Origin of the sequence: Arthrobacter sp. UNC362MFTsu5.1 (assembly GCF_000685965.1) — a bacterium.
Classification (GTDB): domain Bacteria; phylum Actinomycetota; class Actinomycetes; order Actinomycetales; family Micrococcaceae; genus Arthrobacter.
The window spans coordinates 52,119-74,895 of the sequence record NZ_JMLE01000022.1; the positions used below are offsets into that span (position 1 = coordinate 52,119).

A 22,777-nucleotide genomic window follows, 5' to 3' on the forward strand; every position below is an offset into this window, starting at 1 on the left:
TTGCGCCCGCCTGTTGTGTTGTCCGCTGCTTTGTGACCGGCCGTGCAGGCCGCGTCGGAGGCTGGCCTATAGGATCTGAACATGCAGCGTCCGTCCCAAAGCACCAGTCCCGGCAGTCGAAAAGGCAAGCCCGTGAGCCGTCAGGTGCTGGCCGACCACGTCTATGAGGAACTGCTGGAATCCCTGATGGACGGCCGGCTTGAACCGGGCGCCACCGTCAGCATTGACGGCACGGCGCGTGACCTTGACGTTTCGCCCACCCCCGTTCGCGAGGCCCTGGCCCGGCTGGAACACACCGGAATGGTCCGCCGCGTTGCCCTCAAGGGCTACCGGGTGGCGCCCGTCTTCACCCGCGAGGACTTCGCCGAGCTGATGGAAGCGCGGCTCGCCATCGAGCCGGTGAATGCCCGGCTTGCCTGCGCGCGGCTGACCCCGGAAAGCCTGGCCCAGCTGGAACAGGCAGTGACTGACCTGAAAACCGCACCGCGAGGGCCGTCCTTCGCAGAATTCCGTGACTACCTGGAGGCCGACGAGCGGTTCCACCGCCTCATCGCCGAGCAGACCGGAAACCAGTTCATGGTGGCCGCCTACGCGGCGCTGGGAGGCCAGGTGCAGCGGTTCCGGCTCTTCGGCGGCGTGGGCATCACGGATGCGGAGAACGCCATCGCCGAACATCAGGCCGTCCTTGATGCGATGGCCTCGGGAGACCCCGAGTCGGCTGCGGCTGCCATGGCCGAGCACGTGAGCAAGGTCCGCGGCCGCGCCATAGCTGACGCCCCTGAGGCCTGATCCCCGCACCCCCAACTGAGTAGCAGCAGGTGTCGTTTTGGAGCGTCAAAACGACACCTGCTGCTACCTAGTTGGGCCACAACCACCAGAAATGTGACCTTGACAACTTTGTGTCGATAGTAAATCCTATAGGAAACAGGATTCGCACAAAGGAGTGAACACCATGTCCTACACCGCCGAGAACTGGCCCATTACTGCGGCCCTGCTTCAGTTCCCGGGCACCGACGCCCAGGGAACCCACATCAACGACGCCGACGCATCGGCCTGGGCCAACGTCCTCACTGAGGTCAAGGAAGCCGGCTTCGCCCACGCGGACCTCACGGACAGCTGGGTGCGCCCCGGCGATCTCAGCACGGAGCGCCTGGCCGAGTTCAAGCAGACGGCAGACGCCGTGGGCATCGGCGTACCGGTCATCTCCGCCATCCGCCGCAGCGTCATCGAAGAAGGCAACTGGGAAGCCAACCTTGCCTACAGCCACCGCACCATCGACGCCGCCGCCGAGCTGGGCTGCGAAGTCGTCTCGTTCGGACTCCACCAGGCCATTACGCCCGAGCAGCAGAAACAGCTCTGGTTCTGGACCGTCGAAGGCTACAAGGACCCGGCCGGAAACAAGGAAGCCTGGGGCAACGCCGTCAGCCGCCTCCGCGAACTTGGCCGGCACGCAGCCGAAGTCGGCGTCCTGCTCTCGCTCGAAATGTATGAAGACACCTACCTGGGCACCGCGGATTCCTCGGTGCAGCTGGTCCAGGACATCGGACTGTCCAACGTCGGCCTCAACCCGGACCTCGGCAACCTGATCCGGCTCCACCGGCCCATCGAGGACTGGCGCGAGATGGTGGCCAAGACCCTGCCGTACTCCAACTACTGGCACATGAAGAACTACATCCGGGATGAGGACGCGGCCCGCGACATGTACGTCGCCATGCCGGCGCCGATGGAAAGCGGCCTCATCAACTACCGCGAAGCCTTCAAGCTCGCGCTGTCCGTCGGGTTCCAGGGCATCCTCTGCACCGAGCACTACGGCGGCGACGGCCTCAGCGTGACGGCCAGCAACCAGGACTACCTCCGCCGCCACGTCCTCCCCAAGACGGACGGCTACGCGCTGGGCCAGAGCCAGGTGGCCCAGGGCCGGCAGCAGCCGGCCGCCGCACTCGCCGTCGTCTAAGCAGGCCTTCGTCTAAGCAGGGCGTGAGCCCGACACCGCTTTTCCCAACACGGATTCGATGAGGAAACCATGACCCAGATCTTCGACAACCCCGCTGATTTCGCGGATGAGGCACTGGAAGGCTTTGTCGCAGCCAACCGCGGCTACGTTGCCCGCGTTGACGGCGGCGTGGTCCGCTCCACCGAGGTGCCCGCCGGGCAGGTGGCCCTGGTGGTGGGCGGCGGCTCCGGCCACTACCCGGCCTTCGCCGGACTGGTGGGGCCGGGCCTCGCCACCGGCTCCGCCTGCGGCAACATGTTCGCGTCCCCGGCGGCCGGCCAGGTCTACCGGGTGGCCAAGGCGTCCAACGCCGGCGGCGGCGTGCTGCTGAGCTACGGCAACTACGCCGGCGACGTGCTCCACTTCGGCCAGGCCCAGCTGCGTCTCAACGCCGAAGGCATCGAAACCCGCACCGTCCTCGTCACGGACGACATCGCCAGCGCACCGCTGGACCAGATCGAGAAACGCCGCGGCATCGCCGGCGACCTGACGGTCTTCAAGATCGCCGGCGCCGCGGCCGAAGCGGGACTGGACCTCGACGCCGTCGAACGCCTGGCCATCCGCACCAATTACCGCACCCGTTCCCTGGGCGTGGCATTCGACGGCTGCACCCTCCCGGGAGCGGACACCCCGCTGTTCCACGTGCCCGCCGGCCAGATGTCGCTGGGCCTGGGCATCCACGGCGAACCGGGCATCTCCGAACACCCCATGCCCACCGCCTCCGAACTCGCCGAGCTGCTTGTCTCCCGGCTCCTGGCGGACAAGCCCGACGACGCCGGGAACCGCGTGGTGGCCATCGTCAACGGCCTGGGCACGGTCAAATACGATGAGCTGTTCCTGCTGTTCGGCAAGATCGACAAGCTCCTCACCGCTGCGGGCCTGACCGTGGTGGAACCGGAATGCGGCGAGCTGGTCACCAGCCTGGACATGTCCGGGCTTTCCCTGACTTTGCTCTGGCTGGACGACGAACTCGAGAAGTTCTGGGCCGCCCCGGCCGACACGCCCGCCTTCCGCAAAGGCAACCTCGCCCCGCGCGCACGCCGCGAGCTGGCCGGACCGGAAGACGCCGTGGCCGGCGAAGTGGAAAACACGACGGCGGCAGCAGCTGAGCTGGGCCGGCTGGCAGCCGCCGTGCTCGCCCAGGTGCAGGGCGTCGTCGTCGAGCATGAAGAGGAACTGGGCAACCTGGACGCCATTGCCGGCGACGGCGACCATGGCATCGGCATGCGCCGCGGCGTGGACGCGGCAGCCGCGGCAGCACAGGAAACCTCGGCAGCCGGGGCTTCGGTGGAACGCGTTCTCACCGCAGCAGGGGAGGCCTGGAGCGAACGCGCCGGCGGAACCTCAGGTGCGCTGTGGGGATCCGCGGTCATCGCTGCCGGGCTCGCCCTCGGCAACAAGGATTCGTACCGCGGAGAGGATGCGGCGGCCGCCGTCACCGCCTTCGTGGACGCCATCACCGAACTCGGCAAGGCCGAGCCGGGGGACAAGACCATGGTGGACGCGCTGCTTCCCTTCCGGGACACATTCCGCACAGCGTTCGACGGCGGAGCCCCGGCACGCGGGGCGCTCGCCTCGGCAGCGGCTGCTGCTGTAACCGCAGCCGACGCCACCGCGGCGCTCCGGCCGCTCAAGGGCCGCGCGCGTCCCCTCGCCGAAAAGAGCCTGGGCCATCCCGATCCCGGCGCCGTCTCCTTCGGGCTGATCGCCACCCGGATCTCGAACTACCTCGATCCTGAACTGAATAATTCCGCCCTGACGGATTCACAACTTGCCGCGTCCGCGGCCGGAAATGGAGCACCAGCATGAGCACCACCCCGGGCACCAGCCCCAGCAACACGACTTCCGGGAGCACCGCAGGCTGGCGGATCGTCGTCGGAAACGACGAAGCCGGCGTCGAATACAAGGAAGCGCTGAAGTCCCTGCTCGAAGCCGACAGCCGCGTCGCGTCCGTGCTGGACATCGGCGTGGGCGCCAACGACTCCACCGCGTACCCGCACGTCGCCGTCGATGCCGCCCGCAAAGTGGCCGACGGCGAAGCGGACCGTGCGCTGCTGATCTGCGGCACGGGGCTGGGGGTGGCCATCGCGGCCAACAAAGTCCCCGGGATCCGCGCCGTCACGGCCCACGACGGCTACTCCGTGGAGCGCTCGGTCCTGAGCAACAACGCCCAGGTCCTCACCATGGGCCAGCGCGTCATCGGCCTGGAGCTGGCCATGAAGCTGGTGGGCGAGTGGCTCGACTACCGTTTCGACGAGACCTCATCCTCCGCCGCCAAGGTGGACGCCATCTGCTCCTACGAGCCCGACTACACGAAGGCAGTCTGATCATGACCGAAACAGTAAGCACCCCCAACGCGGCAGCCGTAAACAGCGCCCGGAAGATCGCCGTCGTCGGCTCCGGCTACATGGGCGGCGGGATCGCGCAGGTCCTGGCGCTCGGCGGAGCCCGCGTGGCACTCGCCGATGTGTCCGCCGAAGTAGCGCAGAGCAACTACGACCGTCTCCTGACGGAATCTGACCAGTTCGTGGCCGACGGCCTGTTCCCCGCCGGTTCCACCGAAATCCTGAAGCAGAACCTATGGGCCGCCAAGGACATCGAGGAAGCCGTGGCCGACGCGGACTTCATTGAGGAAGCCGTCCCCGAAGTCATCGCCATCAAGCACCAGACGCTGGCCCGCATCAGCGCCGCGGCCAGGCCGGACGCCATCATCGGCTCCAACACCTCCACCATCTCCATCTCCGAACTGTCCGAGCCGGTCACCAACCCGGAGCGGTTCCTCGGGGTGCACTTCTCCAACCCCTCACCGTTCATCCCCGGCGTCGAGATCATCCCCCACGCCGGTACGTCGGCAACCACCGTCGGCGCGGTCCGCGACCTGGTGCACGCAGCAGGCAAGCAGACCGCCGTCGTCAAGGACGTCACCGGCTTCGTTCTCAACCGCCTGCAGTACGCGCTCTTCCACGAAGCCGCGCAGTTGGTGGAGCAGGGCATCGCCACCGCGGACGACGTGGACACCCTGGTCCGCACCACGTTCGGCTTTCGGCTGCCGTTCTTCGGTCCTTTCGCGATTGCCGACATGGCCGGGCTGGACGTTTACAACTTCTGCTACAAGTCGCTCCAGACCGACTTCCCGGAGCGGTTCGCCACCCCGAAGATCCTCACGGACCTGGTGGAAGCGGGAAAGCTGGGCACCAAGACCGGCGCGGGCTTCCTCAACGTTCCGGCAGAGCGCACGCCTGAGCTGATCGCCTACCGCAATAAGGCCTACGTGGCCATGCAGCAGCTGCTCGAAGACCTCGGCCCCGCGCCCATCAACTAACTCCGCCCCTTTACTTCACCCAGGAGCCACCCACATGAGCATCTTCCCCGCAGAACGCACGGCAATCGTCACAGGAGCCGTCTCCGAGCGCGGTATCGGCCGGGCCACTGTCAACTACCTGGCCGCGCAAGGCTGGAACATCGGCATCATCGACCTTGACGACGCACTCTGCAAAGCCACCGCCAAGGAACTCGCAGCCCAGTACGGCGTGCAGGCCCACGGCGTCGGCGCCAACGTCGGCGATGAAGCATCGGTCCGCAGCGCGATCGACGAGATCGAAGCCGAACTGCCGCAAATTGTGGCCCTCGCCAATGTGGCCGGGGTCAGTTCACCCGTTCCGTATCTGGAACTGGACGCGGCCGAATGGGACCGCGTCCTGAATATCAACCTCAACGGCGTCCACTACGCCACCCGCCGCGTAGCCGAGTCCATGGTGAAGAACCGGATCGGGCGCATCGTGAACATCTCCTCCGTGTCGGCCCAGCGCGGCGGCGGCACCTTCTCCAAGACGCCCTACTCGGTGGCGAAGGCCGGCGTGATCGGGCTGACCCGTTCCACTGCCCGGGAACTGGGGGAGTACGACATCACAGTCAACGCGATCTCCCCGGGCCCGATCGACACCGACATCATGGGCGGCACGCTCAGCCAGGAACGCAAGGACGAACTCACCAAGGACCTCGTCGTCAACCGGGTCGGGTCCACCCGCGACATCGCAGCAGCCATCGCCTTCCTCATCAGCGAGGACGCCGGCTACATCTCCGGCCAGACGCTGAATGTGGATGGCGGACTCTACATGCACTAGGGAAGGCCAGCCATGGCACAGCACAGCAACCCCGCAGGACTGTCCGCAAAAGCACGGCCGGCAACGCCACGGCCCGCAACGGGGCTCAGGTCCTGGAGCCGCGGACGCCAGATCTACCTCGCCGTGGGCATCCTCGCCTGCCTCGCCGGGATCATGATCATCGCGTTCTCCCGCTAGGACCCGAAGTACCCCTTCGTTCGCAACTGATTTACTCAAAGAGGAGTTTTGATGTCCCTAACAGCAACGTCCACGAAGGAGCTCCTGGATTCGCCGGTCCTCAAATCGGCGATTTCCAAAGCTTCGTTCCGGCTCATGCCCATGCTCGTCATCCTGTACATCGTGGCCTTCCTGGACCGCACCAACGTGGGCTTCGCCGAAGCGGCGCTCGGTGTGGACCGCGGAGTCACGGCCGGGGCCTACGCCCTTGGCGCCGGCATTTTCTTCATCGGCTACGCCCTGTTCGAAATCCCCAGCAACCTGCTCCTGACCAAGTTCGGCGCCAAAGTGTGGCTGGCCCGCATCGCCATCACCTGGGGCATCGTGTCCGCGTGCTTCGCCTTCGTCCAGGGCGAGACGTCCTTCATCATCCTGCGCTTCCTGCTCGGCGTGACTGAGGCGGGCCTGTTCCCGGGCGTCATCATGTTCCTGGCGGCCTGGTTCCCGAACAAGGTGCGCGTGAAGATGTTCGCCATCTTCTACCTCGCCCAGCCGTTCTCCCAGATGATGGGCGCCCCGCTGTCCGGCTGGCTGATCAACATCGGCGACCAGGTCCCCGGCGTGGCCGGCTGGCAGGTCATGTTCTTCGTCGAAGGCATGCTTGCAGTCGTGGCCGGCATCGCCGCATACTTCTTCCTGATCAACAGCCCGCAGGACGCAAAGTTCCTGAACCCCGGGGAAAAGAAGGCGCTGCTGGATGTCATGGCCCTGGAGGACACCGTCAAGGAAGAAACCGGTCCCCGCGGCGTGCTCGCGGCCATGAAGAACCGCAAGGTCTGGTACTTCACCGTCATCTACTTCTGCCTCCAGGTGGCGGTCTACGGCGTGACGTTCTACCTGCCGCAGCAGGTGGCCCAGCTGACCGGCCAGAAGGTGGGATTCGCCGTCGGCCTGCTGGCGGCCATCCCGTGGTTCTTCGGCATCTTCGCCTGCTACTTCATCGGCAAAGCCGCCAACACCATCGTCCGCCGCCGGGTGTGGGGCACGGGGCTGTTCATCTCCACCGGCCTCTGCATCTTCGGCTCGGCCTGGGCCGGCGCCAACCATATCCCGGCACTGGGCATCATCTTCATCACGCTGGCGGTGTGCAGCTTCCTGTCGATCGGGCCCATCGCCTGGTCCTACCCGACGGCGTTCCTCACCGGCACGGCGGCGGCTGCGGGTATCGGCCTGATCAACTCCCTGGGCAACCTGGGCGGCTTCGTGGCCCCGATCCTGCGCACCACGGTGAACCAGGTGACGGCGTCCGACACCGGAACGATGGGTGTTTACGCCCTGGGTGTGCTGCCGTTCCTGGCGGCCGCGATGATGTTCGCGACCAAGCGGTTCCAGAACAAGGCAGACGAACTGCTTGAGAAGTAGCAACAGCTTGGAAAGTAAAAACAGCTCCGTGACGTATGTCGGGGTCAGCACCAAGATGTACCTGGGTTACCGGGACAGCCTGGAATGGCTCGAGCGCCTGCGGTACGAAGTGGACTCCCGTCCGGCCCTCGCGGCCGGGCGGGTTGTCCCGTTTGTGATCCCGTCCTTCCCGGTGCTCCCTGCGGCCGCCGCCATGGTGGAGGGCTCGCCGTTGCTCCTCGGCGCGCAGAACTGCAGCTGGGCGGACGGCCCGTGGACCGGTGAAGTGGCCCCGTCGATGCTCGCCGAGCTGGGCGTCCGGCTGGTGGAGATCGGCCATGCCGAGCGCCGTGCGCACTTCGGCGAAGACGACGCCGTGGCGGCGCTCAAGGTCCGGGCAGCGGACGACGCCGGGCTGACGCCGCTGCTGTGCGTTGGCGAAGACTCCGCCGCTGCTGCCGGTGATGCGGCCGATTATGTGTTCCGTCAGATCGAGGCTGCCGTCGGGGGCGACTGGGCGCTGGCCTCGCGCATCGTCATTGCCTACGAGCCGGTCTGGGCCATCGGTGCCGCCGAGCCCGCGGACGCGGGCTACGTGTCCGACGTCGTGAGTCACCTCCGTGGCCTACTCGCCCGGCCCGGGCTTCAGGGACTCCCGGTCATTTACGGCGGTTCAGCGAAACCCGGCCTGCTTCCTAGGCTGGGCGGCGTTTCCGGACTGTTCCTGGGCCGGTTCGCACACGACGCCACGAACTTCGGCAGGGTACTGGATGAGGCCCTGCTCCCTGTTTCCTAGTTTGTGGCGGACCGCCGCCTAGCTGGTAGCCGACCGCTGGCACAATCCGATGAAACCGCCCAGCTGTTCGAGCCCTTCCGGATGGGTGGGCAGGTAGTTGGTCAGTTCCGGGGCCCGCACCACCACGGCCCGCCATTTGCCGCGGGATACCGCCACGTTGATCCGGTTCCGGGAGAGCAGGAATTCCATCCCGCGCGGAGCCTCGGCCACCGCAGAGCAGGCCATGGACACTATCACTACGGCAGCTTCCTGGCCTTGGAATTTGTCCACGGTGCCCACTCGGACCGCCGTGTGGCCGGCTGCGTCGAGGGCGTCCCTGATCAGGTTTACTTGGGCGTTGTAAGCCGCCACCACCAGGATGTCCTGCTGCCCCAGCGGGCGGCCGCCGGATTCATCGTGCCACATCAGGCCAAGGTGCCTCTCCACCTGATGAACCACTTCAGCTGCTTCCTCCGGGGAGGACGTGATGTTGCCGCCGTGCGGGACCATCACGGTTTCGATTCCGGCAGGAACGCCCTCCAGGCTCCGCAGGTCCGCCGCGTGTGCTGAGCGCAGCCTGCCCTCGTAGGAGAGCTCCGAAACGGCTTCGCACAGGGGGGACGCCATCCGCCACGAGTCGGCCAGGAAATACCCCAGCTCCGGCGGAAGCGTGGCACGGCCCGCGGAGATCCAGCCGAGCGCGGATTCGTTGACCGGCTCCGGGTGGGTGCCCTGGCTGACCTGGGGGAGCTGCTGCGGGTCTCCGAGCAGCAGCAGCCGCGGGCTCGCCTGGGCAACAGCGAGGGTATTCGCAAGGGAGAACTGCCCGGCCTCATCGATCACCAGAAGATCGAGTGAGCCGGCGGGAACCGTGGAGCCGGTCATGGTCCAGGCCGTGCCGCCCACCAGCGCTCCGCCCGGCGAACTGAGCAGCCGTTCAACGTCTGCGGCGTCCCGGTGGTGCCACGGAAGGGCACCGTCGTGTTTCACGTCCTTGGCGACACGGCGCGGGTCCACTCCGGCTTTTGCCACGGCAGTGCAGAGCAGGTTCTCCACCACTGCGTGCGACTGGGCAACCACGCCCACTTTCCAGCCGCGGGCCACGAGCCGCGCGATGACGTGCGAGCCGACGTGCGTTTTGCCGGTGCCAGGCGGCCCCTGGACCGCGAGGTACGAATGGTCGAGCGCCTCCACCGCGGAAGTGATGGCGTCAATGAAGCGGTCCGGTCCGCCAGCCGGTGCGGGGAGCGGGCCGCCTGTCACCAGCCGCGGCGGAACCCGGCGCACCAGGTCCAACGCCGGGTGCTTCCGGAAGATTGGTCTGCCCGGCGCCCCGGCCTTTGACGGTGCGGCCTTTGGTTTTGCCCCGACCTTTGACGGTGCGCCTGCTAGACCCGCGGCGTCTGCCGAGCTGTCCGGAAGGCCCGCAGCGACCTGGTCCGCCAGCAGGGCCAGCGCTTCCTCCAGGCTCTTGGTGGCGACGGGCTGGTCTTCGGTCAGGGCGATGGGCAGGCTGTTGTGCGGTTCGATTTTCCGGTGCAGCCTGTCCCGGATCACCACGGTGTCCCGCCCGTCTTCATGACCGATCTCCAGGACCTCCGTCCCGAACCATCCGTTGCGCCCCGACCCGTCGCTGCCCGTGCCCTCAAGCCCTGCCGGCAACGGACGGTCGTACATCCGGAACCACTTGCTGCCCTCGCGGAGGTCCGAGCCGGCGGTCACGTTTCCGGTCAGCTGCACCCTGCGTTCCGGGAGCCTGGTGCCCACCTTGTGCCAGTCATCGAGGATCCGGGCTTCCTCCACGAGGAAGACGTTACGGTCCTGCTGGTGGGTGTCGGGGCCGTTTTCGCAGCGGTCAAAGTGTGCCCACCAAAATGCCTTGCGCTCGCGGCGGTGGTAGCTCACGGCCGCATCCACCATGGCGACAGCCTGAATATCGGAATCGGGGCCGCTGACCCCACCCTCTGCGGCGCGTAAGTCACCTCCTGCGGCGCGTAAGTCACCTCCTGCGGTGCGTGACTCCGCCGCCCGGGCGAGGAACGCCCGGATGGCCAGTTCAGAACGCCTAAGCGCGGCACCGTCGTCGGACTCAGATGCCGCCCGCCCTAAATTTCCGGAGCGCCCCGTGCTTCCGGGTGCCCTATCACTTCCAGGTGCCCCATCGTTTCCGGCAGGCCAGTCGTTTCCCGGGGCCGGGCGGATTCCCCGCTCGGCGGCACGCCCCAGCAGCCAGTCGCGGAGCTCCAGCGTGGAGAGGCAATCGTATTGGTTGTAGTCGGAGATCCCGGCGAGGATGGCCGCGGCGTCCTCGGACAATCCGGCGTCGCGCGCTTCGCAATAATCGGCGTATGCCACCACGGACGCGCCGGCGTCCTTCACCTCCCCGGAGCGGAGGTTGCTGCCCATGTACAGCGGCTCGAGTTTCTTGATGCTGTACGAGTTCTCGGAGATGCGGATGCTGTTCCGCACGGTCTGGTACAGGTCCACGAGGAGTCCGTCCCGCAGCCAGTTGTCCACCACGTCCTCACCGGCGACATGCATCACCGACAGTTTGCGGAGCGCCGTCTTCTCGTAGGCGGCGTAGTGGTAGACGTGCATGTCCGGGTAGTGGCGCCGCCTATCTTCCACGTAGTCCAGGAAATCGAGGAAGGCCTGCTTCTCGGCAGCGCGGTTGTGGGCCCAGAAGGGCTTGAACACGGTACTGCGATCCGGTTCCAGCGGCGCTTCGATAACTCCGAACAGGTACTCGAGCCCCCAGACCCCGGTGGCGCTGTCCTGCCACAGCGGATCCCCTTCGAAGTCGAAAAAGATGTCGCCGGGGCTCGGCGGGGGCAGTTCCGCCAGCGTGTTCTCCGGGATCACCCGGTAGCTGATGCTGTGCTGTTCGCCGTCCTTGACGTAAGTTACGGAACCGTCTGCGGTGCCGGTGTTGCTTTGCATCCTGGCGTGGTCCTGCATCCGCAGCAGGGAGGGGCTGGCGCCGGGCAGCGCGGCATCGGCCAGCTGCTTGACCGTGAAGATACCTTCCGCGTGGAGCTTCTTCCGCTGCGCCGAGTTCATCCGAGCGACCTGGAGGAGGTCGTCCGTCGCTTTGACCTGTTCCTGGCAGTAATCGCACCTGCCGCAGGCAACGACGCCGGATGCACCCCAGCTGACGGCGTCGGGCTGGTTGCGGTGGCCGGTGGTCAGCGCAAGGAACCTGTCCCGGCGCTCGCGGAACACCGGGAGGATGTCGGCGAGCTTGTGGCTGCTACGGACGTAGTCGAAGCCGCCTCCCGCAGTTTCCACGGTGGCACCAAGGATGAGGGTGACCGCGGGGTCCGGCGTGATTCCGGCGTGCAGCAGCTGGTCGCCGTACGCTGCAAGCTGGAGCAACGCGGTCACCTTGGCATGGCGGGCCAGTTTGGTGTCGTACACGGCGTAGCTGCCGTCATCCTGTTTGACCAGGAAGTCGGAGCGGCCGTGGAAGCGGCCGTCGAAGAAGGCGGCCTGGAAGACGACGTCCGCCCCGGCCCGCAGCGCATCGATGGATTCGGCATGCTTGGCCTGCAGGGTGGCGCGGTCCATTGCGGTGGCGGCTGCGACGTCGTACACACCGCGGCCGGTGGCGGGATCCCACGGGCCGAACTCATCAAGGAACTTGTCCAGGACCTTGTGCTCGTGGACGTCACCAAGCTTCGCCGTGCGGGCCAGCATCTCGTCGGGCTCGAATTCGGCTTTGGGGGACCTGCCCAGTTTTTCATCGAGTTTTCGCAGCAACTGGTACTCGCAGGTGGCCGCGGTCACCAGATCGCTCGCGGAGAAGACCAGATCCTGTGCCAGATCCGGTACTTCCGGTTCAAGAAGAAACACTGCGCCTCGTTGCTGTAGATGTTGCGGTGCCGGTTGTTGTGAGTTGCCGCTGATGCCTTATTGCCAAGCTACCAAAGGGCCCTGACAATTTGGCTTGGGCTCTCCCTGTTCGGCTCCGGCGCCGACAGCTGGCCGCTGCGCGCCAGCCTCTGGCCCGGGCAGGTACGGTCGGCGTAAAGTCTGAGGAACATGACTGAACAGCAGCCTTTTGACGTCGTCCAACGGTTTCCGGATTTTGAAGTGCGCCGTTACCCGGCGCACGCCGTCGCCGAAGTAAAGGTGAACGCGACCTTCGACAGTGCGGGCAACGCTGCCTTTCGGCTTCTATTCGGGTACATCAGCGGTAACAACACCGCACGCGAGCCCGTGTCCATGACCGCCCCGGTCCTGCAAAGTCCCGCCCCATCGCGAAAACTGGCAATGACGGCGCCCGTGGTCCAGAGCGGTGCCCCCGGCGACAGCGAATTCGTTGTTGCGTTCGTTCTTCCCGCCAGCATCACCGCGGCAACAGCTCCCGTTCCGAATAATCCACAAGTGGAAATCCGGGCCGTACCCGGCTCGGTGGCTGCCGTCCTGGGATTCTCCGGCCGGGGGACCGAAGCTGCGTTCGAGAAGCGGAACAGTGTCCTGCAGGAAGCCCTGGCCCAGGCCGGCCTCAGGCCAGTCGGAACGCCGCGGTTCGCACGCTTCGACCCGCCTTTCAAACCCTGGTTCCTCAGGAAGAATGAAGTGGTCCAGGATATCGAGGAGTCGGCGGGACTTGCCGGCCAGAGGGAAGGGGCCTCATGAACGGTCAGCCCAGTGAGTACGCCGCCTACAACGAAGACGCGTTCGAAGCTGCAGTCCGGGCAGCGCAGAAGAGCCTTAGTGAAGGCGGCATCCCCATCGGCGCCGCCCTGGCGAGGGGCAACGAAGTGATCGCCAGCGGTCATAACGAGCGCGTGCAGCACGGCGATCCGATTGCACACGGCGAGATGTCCGCACTCCGCGCAGCAGGGCGCCAGCGGAGCTACCGGGACACAACCCTCTACACCACGCTTGCCCCGTGCGCCATGTGCACCGGAACGATCATCCAGTTCAAGATCCCGCGGGTTGTGGTGGGCGAGGCGCGCACCTTCCCGGGCGAATTCGAGCTGCTCCGTTCGCGCGGCGTGGAAGTGCTGGTGCTGGACGACCAGCGCAGCTTCGACATGATGCGCAGCTTCCAGCAGGATCACCCGGAGCTGTGGGCGGAGGACATCGCCGAGGACGCGCTGCCGGAACCGGCCTAGGGCCTGTAACTCTCAAGGTGGCGGAGAAATGGACCGAAATCACGCAGCGCTGAGGGCAGTGAAGGCATTCCACACGCTGGCCTGGTTCCTGATTGAAGCCTGCATGGTCTACCTCCTCTATGCCGGCGTCCGCGGGCAGACGGACAAGCGTTCCGGGGTGGCCGCGTGCGTCGTGGCCGGTGAAACGATGATCTTTGCCGCCAACGGCTTCCACTGCCCGCTGACCGCCGTGGCCAAAAACCTGGGAGACGAGACGGGGTCGGTGACTGACATTTACCTGCCCAAATGGTTCGCGAGGAACCTCCCGGCGATCCACGTTCCGTTGCTCTTGCTGGCGGTGGCGCTGCACCGCCGGAACATCATCGCCGCGCGGGCACGCAAACAGGCCGCGCTCCTGACCGGGCGGCCCGCCCGGTAACCAAGCAGCCCGGTAACCAAGCCCGTTGGTAACCAATCCCGCCGGCTACAGGAACGCCTCGCGGCCGGTCCCTTCCCGCAGCAGGAGTTTGCCGTTCTCGATGGACACAAGGAGGCTCTTGGGCCTGCCGCTGAGCTTGACGCCCCCGGACAAGCCCCGGCTGGTGACATCGACGCCGATGGTGGCACCGCGCGCCGGAACCTCGATCGCGACCTCTTCGGCGATGCCAAGCAGCGGATTCGTGGAAAGTTCGGTGTCACGCCTGGCCTGCTTGCCGTTGACGAAAACAGTGACGTTGTCCTCCTCAAAGCCGCCCTGAAGGATGATGAGCAACTCCTGCATCGTGGACCGCCTCCGTAGATCGTCGGGCTCCCCCAACTGCCACTACATCACTTCTTTTCGCCTGTGGATAGCCCCAGTTTTGGCTGTCGCGGGGAGGGCACAGAGAGGACACAGCGGCACAGTGTCGGTCCGATAAGGCAAAATGATCTGGGTGAACCACATCCCGCAGCGCCCGTCCCCTTCCCCGGCCACAACACCGGCCAGCCCGGCCGCCACCATGTCTGCCGACTCTACTGCCGAGCACATCGCAGCCCAGATTGCCGGTGAGCTGGGGGTCAAGGCTTGGCAGGTCAAGGCCGCGGTGGAACTGCTCGACGGCGGCTCGACCGTTCCCTTCATCGCCCGGTACCGCAAGGAAGCCACCGGGACGCTGGACGACACCCAGCTCCGCGACCTCGAGGAGCGGCTCCGGTACCTCCGCGAACTGGAGGACCGCCGTCGGGCCGTCCTGGAAGCGATCGCCGCCCAAGGCAAGCTGACACCGGAACTGCAGGCCGCCGTCGTCGGCGCCGACACCAAATCCCGGTTGGAAGACATCTACCTTCCCTTCAAAACCAAGCGGCGGACCAAGGCGCAGATCGCCCGTGAGGCGGGGCTCGAGCCCCTCGCGGATGCCCTCCTCAAGCGCCCGGAACTGCACCCGGAGCGCGAGGCCGCCAAGTACTTGAACACTGAACATTCCATCGAGGATGCCGCGGCAGCGCTGGCGGGTGCCCGGGCCATCCTCGTTGAGCGGGTGGCCCAGGACCCTGATCTCGCCGCGACCCTCCGCGAACGGCTCTGGACCCAGGGCCGCATGGTGTCGCGGGTGAAGAAGGGCCAGGAGGCCGAGGGGCAGAAGTTCAAGGACTACTTCGAGTTTTCGCAGGCGCCGTCGGGGATGCCGTCGCACCGGGTCCTGGCGTTGCTCCGCGGGGAAAAGGACGGGGTGCTGGAGCTGGATCTCGCCGAGGCGGAGCCGTCCGACGACGACGCCCTCGCCGCCGCCCGCGGCCGGTATGAATCCGCTGTGGCCAGGTTCCTCGGGGTTGCGGACCGCGGGCGGCCCGCCGATGAGTGGCTGCTGCAGACCGCGCAGGTGGCGTGGCGCTCGCGGGTGCTGGCCCGGCTGACGGCCGACCTGAGGGGAAAGATGTTCGCCGCGGCCGAGGACGAAGCCGTGCGGGTTTTCGCCGCCAACCTCCGCGACGTGCTGCTCGCCGCGCCGGCAGGCAACCGGGCAACGCTTGGATTGGACCCGGGGCTGCGCACCGGCGTGAAGGTGGCGGTGGTGGACGGAACCGGCAAGGTGGTGGCCACCGACACGGTCTACCCGCATGCCCCGGCGCGCAAGTGGGACGAAGCCCTGGCCACGCTGGTCCGGCTGGCGCGCCAGCACGCCGTGGAACTCGTGGCGATCGGCAACGGGACGGCGTCCCGCGAGACCGACAAGCTTGCCCTCGAACTGATCAAGAAGCTGTCCGCGTCCGGAGCCGCGGGGCCGGAAAAGCTGGTGGTGTCCGAAGCCGGTGCGTCGGTGTATTCGGCGTCGGCCCTTGCTGCGGCGGAGCTGCCCGGCATGGACGTCTCCCTGCGCGGGGCGGTCTCCATCGCCCGGCGGCTGCAGGATCCGCTGGCCGAGCTGGTGAAGATCGAGCCGAAGTCGATCGGCGTCGGGCAGTACCAGCACGACGTCACGGCGGCGAAGCTGGACCGCAGCCTGGATGCCGTGGTGGAGGACTGCGTGAATGCCGTGGGCGTGGACGTCAACACGGCGTCGCCTGCGCTGCTGAGCCGTGTGGCCGGCGTCGGGCCGCTGCTGAGCGAGAACATCGTGGCGTACCGGAACGAGCACGGACCGTTCGCCAAGCGCAGCGATCTGAAGAAGGTGCCGCGGCTGGGGGCCAAGGCGTTTGAGCAGTGCGCCGGGTTCCTCCGGATCACCGGTGGAGCGGAGCCGCTGGACGCTTCAAGCGTGCACCCGGAAGCTTATCCGGTGGCGCGGAAGATTCTGGCGGCCGCTGCCGGCGGGAAGTCAGTTGCCGGGAAGTCAGTTGCCGGGAAGGCAGCCCTTGGCGGGTCAGGTACCGGCAGCCTCGCCTCCCTCAACGCGCAGGATTTCGTGGAAGGCTCCTTCGGACTGCCCACGGTGCAGGACATCATGGCCGAACTGGAGAAGCCGGGCCGGGACCCTCGGCCGGCCTTCGCGGCGGCAAAGTTCTCGGAGGGGATCGAGAAGATCTCCGATCTCCGGCCGGGCATGATCCTGGAGGGAACCGTCACCAACGTGGCCGCATTCGGGGCGTTCGTGGATGTCGGAGTGCACCAGGACGGACTGGTGCACGTGTCCGCGCTGGCCAACCGCTTCGTCTCCGATCCGCGCGAAGTGGTGAAGTCAGGACAAGTGGTGCGCGTGAAGGTCCTCGAAGCCGATCCGGAGCGGAAGCGCATTTCGCTCACGTTGAGGCTCGACGATGAACCGGCACCTGCCAGTGGACAGGCGGCTGGAAGTGGGCGGGCGGCTGCCGGCGGCCGGCAGGGCAACAGTGAACCGCGGCAGGGGAACGACGCCCGTCCGCCGAGGACTGACGCCAGGTCGCCGCGGAGCAACGACCGCCAGCCCCGGAGCAACGACCGCCAGCCCCGGAGAGACGGCGCCGACGCCAAGCGGACGCCGCCAAAGCCCGCGCCAGTCAACACGGCCATGGCAGAGGCGCTGCGGAAGGCGGGCCTGGGCAAGTAGCCGGCAATCCGCCGTCGCGGTTCATCCGTCCCACCGCAGACGGCCGTGGCTACAGTGGTCCCCATGACCTTTACCCGGCCTGAGCCGTTCACCACGCGCCCCACCCTGCAGGGTACCTTCGGGATGTCCGCTTCGACGCACTGGCTTGCGACGGCGGCTGCCCAGGCGGTGCTGGAACGTGGCGGGAACGCGTTCGACGCCGCCACCGCCGGGGCGTTTGTACTCCACGTCGTAGAGCCGCACCTGAACGGTCCGGGCGGTGACATGACCGCGGTGTTTGTCACCGCTGCGGAACCGGGTCAACCGGTGGTCCTGATGGGGCAGGGCCCCGCCCCGGCGGGAGCGACGCCCGAACACTATCGTTCGGAGGGCCTGGAATTGGTGCCCGGTTCGGGCGCCCTGGCCGCAGCGGTGCCTGCCGCCGTCGATACCTGGCTGCTTCTGCTGCGCGACCACGGGACCTGGGAGTTGCCGGCGGTGCTGGAGTTCGCGATCGGCTACGCGCGCGACGGCCATCCGGTGCTGGGACGGGTGGGCGCAACAATTGCGGCGGTTTCCGAACTGTTCCGGGAACATTGGCCCACGTCGGCCGACCTGTGGATGCCGGGGGGACGAATCCCCTCTGAAGGGGAACTGGTCCGCAATCCGGCCTACGCGCAGACCCTTGAACGGCTGATGGAGGCGGGGGCGGCAGAGCCCGCCCGTGAGGCACGCATCGACGCCGCACGCCATGAATGGCGCGCGGGTTTCGTCGCGGCAGCGATGGTGCAGTCCGTGCAGATCCCGCACCGGCATTCGTCCGGCACCGACCATCGGGGCGTGCTGGCACTGAGTGACCTGGCGGACTTCGAGGCAGGCTACGAGGCCGCTGCGACTTGTGAATTCCGCGGGTACACCGTCGCCAAGACAGGTCCGTGGGGCCAAGGGCCGGCGCTGCTGCAGACCCTCGCGATCCTGGACGGATTCGCGGACGAGTACCTCGATCCGTCCACCGAACTCGGCGCGCACACCATCCTGGAGGCCCAGAAGCTGGCGCTCGCGGACCGGGAGGCGTACTACGGCGACTCTGAGGTTCCGCTCGACTACCTGCTGTCCGCCGAGTACGCCGCGGAGCGCAGGCAGTTGATCTCGGAGCGTGCGTCGCATGAGTTCCGGCCCGGCCGGGTTCCCGGACGAGACCCGTTTACCCCGCCGCTCCGGACGGAGTACGTGCCGCCGGCACTTGCGAACGACGACGACGGGACTCGCGTTGGCGGGCACGGCGTCGGCCCGGGAGTGGGGGAGCCGACCGTGCTCGCCACCGGCGAGACACGCGGTGACACCTGCCACCTGGACGTGGTGGACCGCTGGGGAAATATGATTTCGGCGACTCCGTCAGGCGGGTGGCTGCAGTCCTCCCCGGCGATTCCCGAGTTGGGTTTCTGCCTGGGAACGCGGTTGCAGATGACCTGGCTCGAACCTGGGACGCCGTCGACACTCACGCCCGGGAAGCGGCCGCGCACCACGCTGACGCCGACCCTGGTGCTGCGGAACGGCTCGGCTATCAGCGCGCTGGGATCACCCGGCGGCGACCAGCAGGACCAGTGGCAGTTGCCGTACCTGCTGAGGACCATCGTGGGCGGCTACTCCCCGCAACAGGCCATCGATGCGCCGACGTTCCATACGACGTCGATGCCGGGGTCGTTCTGGCCCCGCACTTGGGAACCGGGCGGCGCCGTCGTCGAGGACAGGCTGGGTGAGGACGTCATTGCGGGCCTGGAACGCCGTGGCCACCGGATCACGCGCGCCGGCGACTGGACGCTGGGACGGCTGTCCGCCGTCGTACGCGATCCACTGACGGGAGTCCTGCAGGCCGCAGCGAACCCCCGCGGCGCGCAGGGCTACGCGGCGGGGCGGTAGCCGCCAGGGTGGCCGATCCTGCGGCTGCCGTGGTTCAGCCCCGGCTGACGATATCCACCGAAATCTCCACCGCCGGAACGGTTCCCCTGTTCTCGAGCCAGTGGGTGGTGTTCCGGTCCTCGGGCCATCCCACTCCCGGCCCGTAGTCCGTGGCGACCCCGTTTCGATGGTCGGTGATGGTGCCCTGCAGGATGTAAACGGTGCCGGGCCGGCCCACGTGGTCGTGAACCGGGCCGAAGACTCCGCCTGGATCGATGGTCACCTTACGCGTTCGAAGTTGGCGCCCCTCCATGCCGTCGATCTCTCCATCAAGGTCAACCGTTGCAAGGACCTCCACGGTGACGCCTTTCGTCTCAGGTGCCACTCGATCGTTGCTCATTGTGCTCCCATCCTTGTGCGTCCATACCTAATGCTGGTGGTCCAAACCAGCGTGCGCCCTAAGACACACCGAAGCAACGGGGGTCCCTCTGCAACCGGCTCCCTCAGGTCGCTCGGCGTCAGGCCGAAAGCAAGGTTGTGAAGTAGTTGTTTCTTCGCGGCACTTCGGCCGTACGCGAAGCCGCGGAAGTTTCCTGAGCACTCGCCGCGCAGAGAAGCGCGAACGGACACTTGCGGCCCCAGGCCCCAGGCCCCAGGCTCCAGCCCCGACCCCCGCCGCCCGGCCATCCCCTATGCCCGCAGCACCCGCGGCTTGCCGAACTGGGTCCGGACGCCGGGGGAGAACAACACGGACTCGGGTGGCCCCGCCACCTCGAGGCCGGCCGCGCTGATCAGCCCGTCCTCAAGCACCGTCAGCTCAGCGCGGTACAGCGGCCAGGCTGTGTGTGTATTGGGGATGTACAGCGTGCGGCCGCGGAAGCGGGAGTGCAGCCCGAATCTCGCTGTGAGATGGATGGATAGCGGATCCGCGGCCACGTCGTCGAGCGCCGGAACAACCGCAAAGTCGCTCGTCGCCCCGCGGCGGTACCGGCGCACCGAATAGCCAGTTGACGGGTCTTCTGGACCGCCCCGGCGGAAGCGCGCGTGCGACCAGACATAGGGAATCCCGGCGGCGCGTGCGGCCAGCACTACAGCCAGCCGGTCCGCGTCCAGGCTCAGGAAGACGACGCCGCGGGTGCCGTCAGGTTCCCTCGAATAGAGCCGGACGTTGATCTCGTTGAAATCCCCGAAGAACGGCACCCCCGGGCCTCGGCCGATACCCGCCTGCTGCATGCGGAAGCCGATCAGCCCCACCCACGCTGATCCGTCGAATTCGTCCGGCACCACCCCGGGCGGCATGAACGCTGCAGCCGCCCCAACGGGGATGCGCCAGTGCAGGAACACTGCATCCGTCCACCGCTGGTCCATGATCACGGGAGAGGGCAGCTCCGGCGGCTCCGGCCAGGGGTCACGGAATTCCACGGCGGACAAGAGCTTCAGCCGTCCGTGGATGAGCTCGACGAGCCTGCGGAGGCCGCAGCACCCGCGGGCTGTTTCTGCCAGGGCCAGCGGCCCGTGATTTCGAGCTCCAGAGAGAAGCTCAGGAAGGTCCGGATGAGCACGATGATCGCCAGCACGCCCACACTCTCGAAGGTAGGCGTCACGGCCACCGTGCGGATGATGTCCGCCGCCACCAGGAGTTCGAGCCCCAGCAGGATGGAGCGGCCCAGCAACTGCCGGTAGGAACGGTAGACGGAGAGCGGTTCGGAGCCTTCCGGCAGGCGCTTCGGCTGGAAGCCGCGTAATGCCATGGGGATGGAGACGACGGCGCCGATCACCATGACGGCGACGCCGGCAAAGTCCATGAACCTGCCGACCGATTCGATGATGTGCTGGAAATCCACTGTTCCCCCTACGAGGTCTCGGACACGATCAGGGATTCGGAACCACATAAGTGCGGCTGCATCACGGGTGCCTCACGCCCTCGCCGGCGAGGATGGCCCGGTACCCTTCACGGAAGGTGGGGTACGCAAATTCGAACCCGGTGCTGCGGAGCAGTGCGTTGCTGCACCGTTTGTTCCCGCCCCGGGAAGGCTCGCCCCCGCCGGAACCAGCCGAAACGCCCGACGGCGGCAGCGGCAGTCCCAGCTCGTCGGCCAGGAAACGCTGGACCTCGCCGAGCTCCGCGGGATCGTTGTCCACGCCGAGGTAGACGGGAGCGGGCTCGGCGGCCATGGTGCACAGGTGCACGATCGCCGCGGCAGCGTCGTCCCGGTGGATGCGGTTGGTGTAGCGGGGTTCCGCCGGCGCTGTGGCCGCCGTTCCCGAGCGCACCTGATCGATCAGCCGTGTCCGCCCCGGCCCGTAAATGCCTCCCAGCCGCAGAACCACGGGAGAGATTCCGGTGCCGAGCAGCCGCTGGCGCAGCAGATCCTCCGCCTCGCGGATGATGCGGCCGGAGAATCCGCCGGGTTCCGGCGTCGTGCGTTCATCCACCCAGCCGCCTCCGGCGTCGCCGTACACGGCGGTGGACGAGACGAACAACACGCGCCGAAGCCGCGACGGTGACGCCGCGCCGTCGCGCTTCCGGTCGAGGTCCAGTGCGTCCAGGACGTTCGACAGCCCGTCCACGTAGGCGGCCCGGTAGGCCGCCTCCGTGGGGGAGTCAGCCGCGACGGCGACGACGACGGCGGTGGTGTCCGCCGGGATGGGCGGCAGCGGCGGGGGGGGCAGGTCAGCCCGGGCACCTTCGATGGCGGCCGGAAGCTTGTCGGGCGAGCGGCGCCAGCCCACCACGCGGTGTCCGGCCGCCGCGAAACGCAGCCCGGCCTCGGTACCAAGATCGCCGCAACCGGCCAAAAGAACAGTCATACCGGCCAGTCTGCCAGAGCGGCGCCGAAGGCTTAGCTACCGACGCTTGCCTACGGCGCCGGAACCGGGAAGAACAGCCGCGGGTCCTGCAGCAGGGCGGGGTAGTCGAACGACGAACGTTCCACGACCTCGGTGACCTGGAAGTTCCGGGCGAAGCGGCCGTCCACCGTAATGGGACGTCCCTGCACCTTGCCCAGAGCAAACGTGGCGCCGCCATTGAACGGGACCGCGAGGGCCGTGTTGCCGGGCAGCGTGCGGAAGGCTTCTTCCTGCTGCTGGCGTTTTTTCGTGGGCTTCTTCACGAGCTGCTTCGGGGGCCGCTTCTTGGGGTTCTTGGCCGGGCGGCGGGAGGTGTCGTCCGCGTAAACGAATTCGTAGTCGTCGGCCTGGGCCGCTGCCTTGGCGGCCCGGCCAACCTCCGGCAGGCTGACGATATCCAGCTTGTCGGGGTCGGTGTCGCCCACGTTGGCCCGCAGGATCCAGAGCCGGTCGCCTACAGGATCTTCCGGGAGGAACTCGTGCCGGGGTTCGGGCCAGACATACTCCAGGTCCGCCGGCGTTCCGGGGAACAGTTCGCTATAGAAGCGGGGTTCCTTCTGCAGCAGCCGGGAGCGGTGGCTGAGGTGCACGTCCGGCTCGCCGAGCCATGGCGGCATGGGGATCTTGGCCGCGTAGGCAGCGTGGTCCGCCTGCGGCGCGAATTCAAGGATCTTGGCGCGGGTGGTGTCTTCGCCGCCGCGGGCGATCCACTCGTCGGCCATGGCCAGGCCGTACATGGTCAGCGCGGGGACGTAGCCCATCCACATGCGGATGGCCGGGTGCGATTGCCAGCCGTACTCCGGGATCACCAGCGCACGCAGTGTTTGCAGCGCCTCGACACGCTGCTTGCCGAGCCGGACGCGGTCCAGGACCGCGGCGCTCTGCTGGAAATCTGGATAGGGAAGGAAAGTCTGCATCCTTCAAGTGTGGAGGTGCCGGGGTCCCAGACCAAATGCCGACGACGGCGGCGCACCGCCCCCGCGCCGGCCGTTGAC

At 67.2% G+C, this 22,777-nt stretch carries 21 protein-coding genes; 14 read left to right on the forward strand and 7 right to left on the reverse strand.

Annotated features, from left to right (window positions below):
• Window positions 1–81 precede the first annotated feature (81 nt).
• The 9 genes from BS38_RS0118175 (at window position 82) to BS38_RS0118215 (ending at window position 8,470) form a co-directional block, all read left to right on the forward strand.
• Window positions 82–789 carry a GntR family transcriptional regulator gene (locus BS38_RS0118175; RefSeq protein ID WP_028272094.1) on the forward strand — a complete coding sequence of 236 codons (708 nt, stop codon included), beginning with the start codon at window positions 82–84 and terminating at the stop codon, window positions 787–789.
• A 163-nt stretch (window positions 790–952) separates the two neighbouring features.
• The gene (locus tag BS38_RS0118180) at window positions 953–1,954 is read left to right on the forward strand and encodes a sugar phosphate isomerase/epimerase family protein (RefSeq protein ID WP_028272095.1); all 1,002 of its coding nucleotides are present in this window, start codon (window positions 953–955) and stop codon (window positions 1,952–1,954) included.
• 69 nt (window positions 1,955–2,023) lie between these two features.
• Window positions 2,024–3,802, forward strand: coding sequence for a dihydroxyacetone kinase subunit DhaL (dhaL, locus tag BS38_RS0118185; protein WP_028272096.1), 1,779 nt, complete (start codon window positions 2,024–2,026; stop codon window positions 3,800–3,802).
• A complete protein-coding gene (locus tag BS38_RS0118190) occupies window positions 3,799–4,320 on the forward strand; it encodes a ribose-5-phosphate isomerase (protein WP_051629010.1) in 522 nt (173 codons plus the stop codon). The genes dhaL and BS38_RS0118190 overlap by 4 nt, the downstream gene beginning before the upstream one ends.
• A gap of 2 nt (window positions 4,321–4,322) precedes the next feature.
• A complete protein-coding gene (locus BS38_RS0118195) occupies window positions 4,323–5,315 on the forward strand; it encodes a 3-hydroxyacyl-CoA dehydrogenase family protein (protein WP_028272098.1) in 993 nt (330 codons plus the stop codon).
• Window positions 5,316–5,349: 34 nt separating this feature from the next.
• Window positions 5,350–6,117, forward strand: coding sequence for an SDR family NAD(P)-dependent oxidoreductase (locus BS38_RS0118200; RefSeq protein WP_028272099.1), 768 nt, complete (start codon window positions 5,350–5,352; stop codon window positions 6,115–6,117).
• A 12-nt stretch (window positions 6,118–6,129) separates the two neighbouring features.
• The gene (locus tag BS38_RS27210; protein WP_156037175.1) at window positions 6,130–6,294 is read left to right on the forward strand and encodes a hypothetical protein; all 165 of its coding nucleotides are present in this window, start codon (window positions 6,130–6,132) and stop codon (window positions 6,292–6,294) included.
• A 51-nt stretch (window positions 6,295–6,345) separates the two neighbouring features.
• The gene (locus BS38_RS0118210; protein WP_028272100.1) at window positions 6,346–7,695 is read left to right on the forward strand and encodes an MFS transporter; all 1,350 of its coding nucleotides are present in this window, start codon (window positions 6,346–6,348) and stop codon (window positions 7,693–7,695) included.
• A gap of 28 nt (window positions 7,696–7,723) precedes the next feature.
• Window positions 7,724–8,470, forward strand: coding sequence for a triose-phosphate isomerase family protein (locus BS38_RS0118215; RefSeq protein ID WP_331280061.1), 747 nt, complete (start codon window positions 7,724–7,726; stop codon window positions 8,468–8,470).
• 18 nt (window positions 8,471–8,488) lie between these two features.
• Here the strand turns inward: BS38_RS0118215 and BS38_RS0118220 are convergent, their stop codons facing one another.
• On the reverse strand, window positions 8,489–12,301 hold the full coding sequence (locus BS38_RS0118220) for a TM0106 family RecB-like putative nuclease (protein WP_028272102.1): 3,813 nt from the start codon (window positions 12,299–12,301) through the stop codon (window positions 8,489–8,491).
• 189 nt (window positions 12,302–12,490) lie between these two features.
• On the opposite strand from BS38_RS0118220, the gene BS38_RS0118225 reads away from it, so the two are divergent.
• The 3 genes from BS38_RS0118225 to BS38_RS0118235 are packed head-to-tail and all read left to right on the forward strand — an operon-like array spanning window position 12,491 to window position 13,990.
• A complete protein-coding gene (locus BS38_RS0118225) occupies window positions 12,491–13,090 on the forward strand; it encodes an SOUL family heme-binding protein (RefSeq protein WP_028272103.1) in 600 nt (199 codons plus the stop codon).
• A complete protein-coding gene (locus BS38_RS0118230; protein ID WP_028272104.1) occupies window positions 13,087–13,572 on the forward strand; it encodes a nucleoside deaminase in 486 nt (161 codons plus the stop codon). Before BS38_RS0118225 ends, BS38_RS0118230 begins: the two co-directional genes overlap by 4 nt.
• A 28-nt stretch (window positions 13,573–13,600) precedes the next feature.
• Window positions 13,601–13,990, forward strand: coding sequence for a hypothetical protein (locus BS38_RS0118235; RefSeq protein WP_028272105.1), 390 nt, complete (start codon window positions 13,601–13,603; stop codon window positions 13,988–13,990).
• A 45-nt stretch (window positions 13,991–14,035) separates the two neighbouring features.
• Here BS38_RS0118235 and BS38_RS0118240 read toward each other — a convergent pair whose 3' ends face one another.
• The gene (locus BS38_RS0118240; RefSeq protein WP_028272106.1) at window positions 14,036–14,332 is read right to left on the reverse strand and encodes a hypothetical protein; all 297 of its coding nucleotides are present in this window, start codon (window positions 14,330–14,332) and stop codon (window positions 14,036–14,038) included.
• Between the two features lie 142 nt (window positions 14,333–14,474).
• Between BS38_RS0118240 and BS38_RS0118245 the strand changes: the two genes are divergently transcribed.
• Window positions 14,475–17,054 (forward strand): Tex family protein, encoded by a 2,580-nt coding sequence (locus BS38_RS0118245; RefSeq protein WP_442853352.1) that lies wholly within the window; start codon window positions 14,475–14,477, stop codon window positions 17,052–17,054.
• A 63-nt stretch (window positions 17,055–17,117) separates the two neighbouring features.
• Complete coding sequence (locus tag BS38_RS0118250; protein WP_028272108.1) at window positions 17,118–18,953, forward strand: gamma-glutamyltransferase family protein; 1,836 nt, start codon at window positions 17,118–17,120, stop codon at window positions 18,951–18,953.
• A 34-nt stretch (window positions 18,954–18,987) separates the two neighbouring features.
• On the opposite strand, the gene BS38_RS0118255 is transcribed toward BS38_RS0118250, so the two are convergent.
• From BS38_RS0118255 to BS38_RS0118275, 5 genes are all read right to left on the reverse strand, one after another.
• The gene (locus BS38_RS0118255) at window positions 18,988–19,332 is read right to left on the reverse strand and encodes a cupin domain-containing protein (RefSeq protein ID WP_028272109.1); all 345 of its coding nucleotides are present in this window, start codon (window positions 19,330–19,332) and stop codon (window positions 18,988–18,990) included.
• Window positions 19,333–19,622: 290 nt separating this feature from the next.
• Window positions 19,623–20,300, reverse strand: coding sequence for a DUF2071 domain-containing protein (locus BS38_RS0118260; protein WP_028272110.1), 678 nt, complete (start codon window positions 20,298–20,300; stop codon window positions 19,623–19,625).
• Window positions 20,301–20,368: 68 nt separating this feature from the next.
• Window positions 20,369–20,776 carry a DUF1622 domain-containing protein gene (locus tag BS38_RS0118265; protein WP_028272111.1) on the reverse strand — a complete coding sequence of 136 codons (408 nt, stop codon included), beginning with the start codon at window positions 20,774–20,776 and terminating at the stop codon, window positions 20,369–20,371.
• 61 nt (window positions 20,777–20,837) lie between these two features.
• Window positions 20,838–21,743, reverse strand: coding sequence for an NAD-dependent epimerase/dehydratase family protein (locus BS38_RS0118270; RefSeq protein ID WP_028272112.1), 906 nt, complete (start codon window positions 21,741–21,743; stop codon window positions 20,838–20,840).
• A gap of 50 nt (window positions 21,744–21,793) precedes the next feature.
• Window positions 21,794–22,699 carry an MSMEG_6728 family protein gene (locus tag BS38_RS0118275; protein ID WP_028272113.1) on the reverse strand — a complete coding sequence of 302 codons (906 nt, stop codon included), beginning with the start codon at window positions 22,697–22,699 and terminating at the stop codon, window positions 21,794–21,796.
• Window positions 22,700–22,777: the final 78 nt, after the last annotated feature.

Coding starts and splice junctions, on each gene's coding strand:
- BS38_RS0118175 (WP_028272094.1), top strand. CDS start 82: ATGCAGCGTCCGTCCCAAAGCACCAGTCCCGGCAGTCGAAAAGGCAAG.
- BS38_RS0118180 (WP_028272095.1), top strand. CDS start 953: ATGTCCTACACCGCCGAGAACTGGCCCATTACTGCGGCCCTGCTTCAG.
- dhaL (WP_028272096.1), top strand. CDS start 2,024: ATGACCCAGATCTTCGACAACCCCGCTGATTTCGCGGATGAGGCACTG.
- BS38_RS0118190 (WP_051629010.1), top strand. CDS start 3,799: ATGAGCACCACCCCGGGCACCAGCCCCAGCAACACGACTTCCGGGAGC.
- BS38_RS0118195 (WP_028272098.1), top strand. CDS start 4,323: ATGACCGAAACAGTAAGCACCCCCAACGCGGCAGCCGTAAACAGCGCC.
- BS38_RS0118200 (WP_028272099.1), top strand. CDS start 5,350: ATGAGCATCTTCCCCGCAGAACGCACGGCAATCGTCACAGGAGCCGTC.
- BS38_RS27210 (WP_156037175.1), top strand. CDS start 6,130: ATGGCACAGCACAGCAACCCCGCAGGACTGTCCGCAAAAGCACGGCCG.
- BS38_RS0118210 (WP_028272100.1), top strand. CDS start 6,346: ATGTCCCTAACAGCAACGTCCACGAAGGAGCTCCTGGATTCGCCGGTC.
- BS38_RS0118225 (WP_028272103.1), top strand. CDS start 12,491: ATGACTGAACAGCAGCCTTTTGACGTCGTCCAACGGTTTCCGGATTTT.
- BS38_RS0118230 (WP_028272104.1), top strand. CDS start 13,087: ATGAACGGTCAGCCCAGTGAGTACGCCGCCTACAACGAAGACGCGTTC.
- BS38_RS0118235 (WP_028272105.1), top strand. CDS start 13,601: ATGGACCGAAATCACGCAGCGCTGAGGGCAGTGAAGGCATTCCACACG.
- BS38_RS0118240 (WP_028272106.1), bottom strand. CDS start 14,332: ATGCAGGAGTTGCTCATCATCCTTCAGGGCGGCTTTGAGGAGGACAAC.
- BS38_RS0118245 (WP_442853352.1), top strand. CDS start 14,475: ATGATCTGGGTGAACCACATCCCGCAGCGCCCGTCCCCTTCCCCGGCC.
- BS38_RS0118250 (WP_028272108.1), top strand. CDS start 17,118: ATGACCTTTACCCGGCCTGAGCCGTTCACCACGCGCCCCACCCTGCAG.
- BS38_RS0118255 (WP_028272109.1), bottom strand. CDS start 19,332: ATGAGCAACGATCGAGTGGCACCTGAGACGAAAGGCGTCACCGTGGAG.
- BS38_RS0118260 (WP_028272110.1), bottom strand. CDS start 20,300: ATGGACCAGCGGTGGACGGATGCAGTGTTCCTGCACTGGCGCATCCCC.
- BS38_RS0118270 (WP_028272112.1), bottom strand. CDS start 21,743: ATGACTGTTCTTTTGGCCGGTTGCGGCGATCTTGGTACCGAGGCCGGG.
- BS38_RS0118275 (WP_028272113.1), bottom strand. CDS start 22,699: ATGCAGACTTTCCTTCCCTATCCAGATTTCCAGCAGAGCGCCGCGGTC.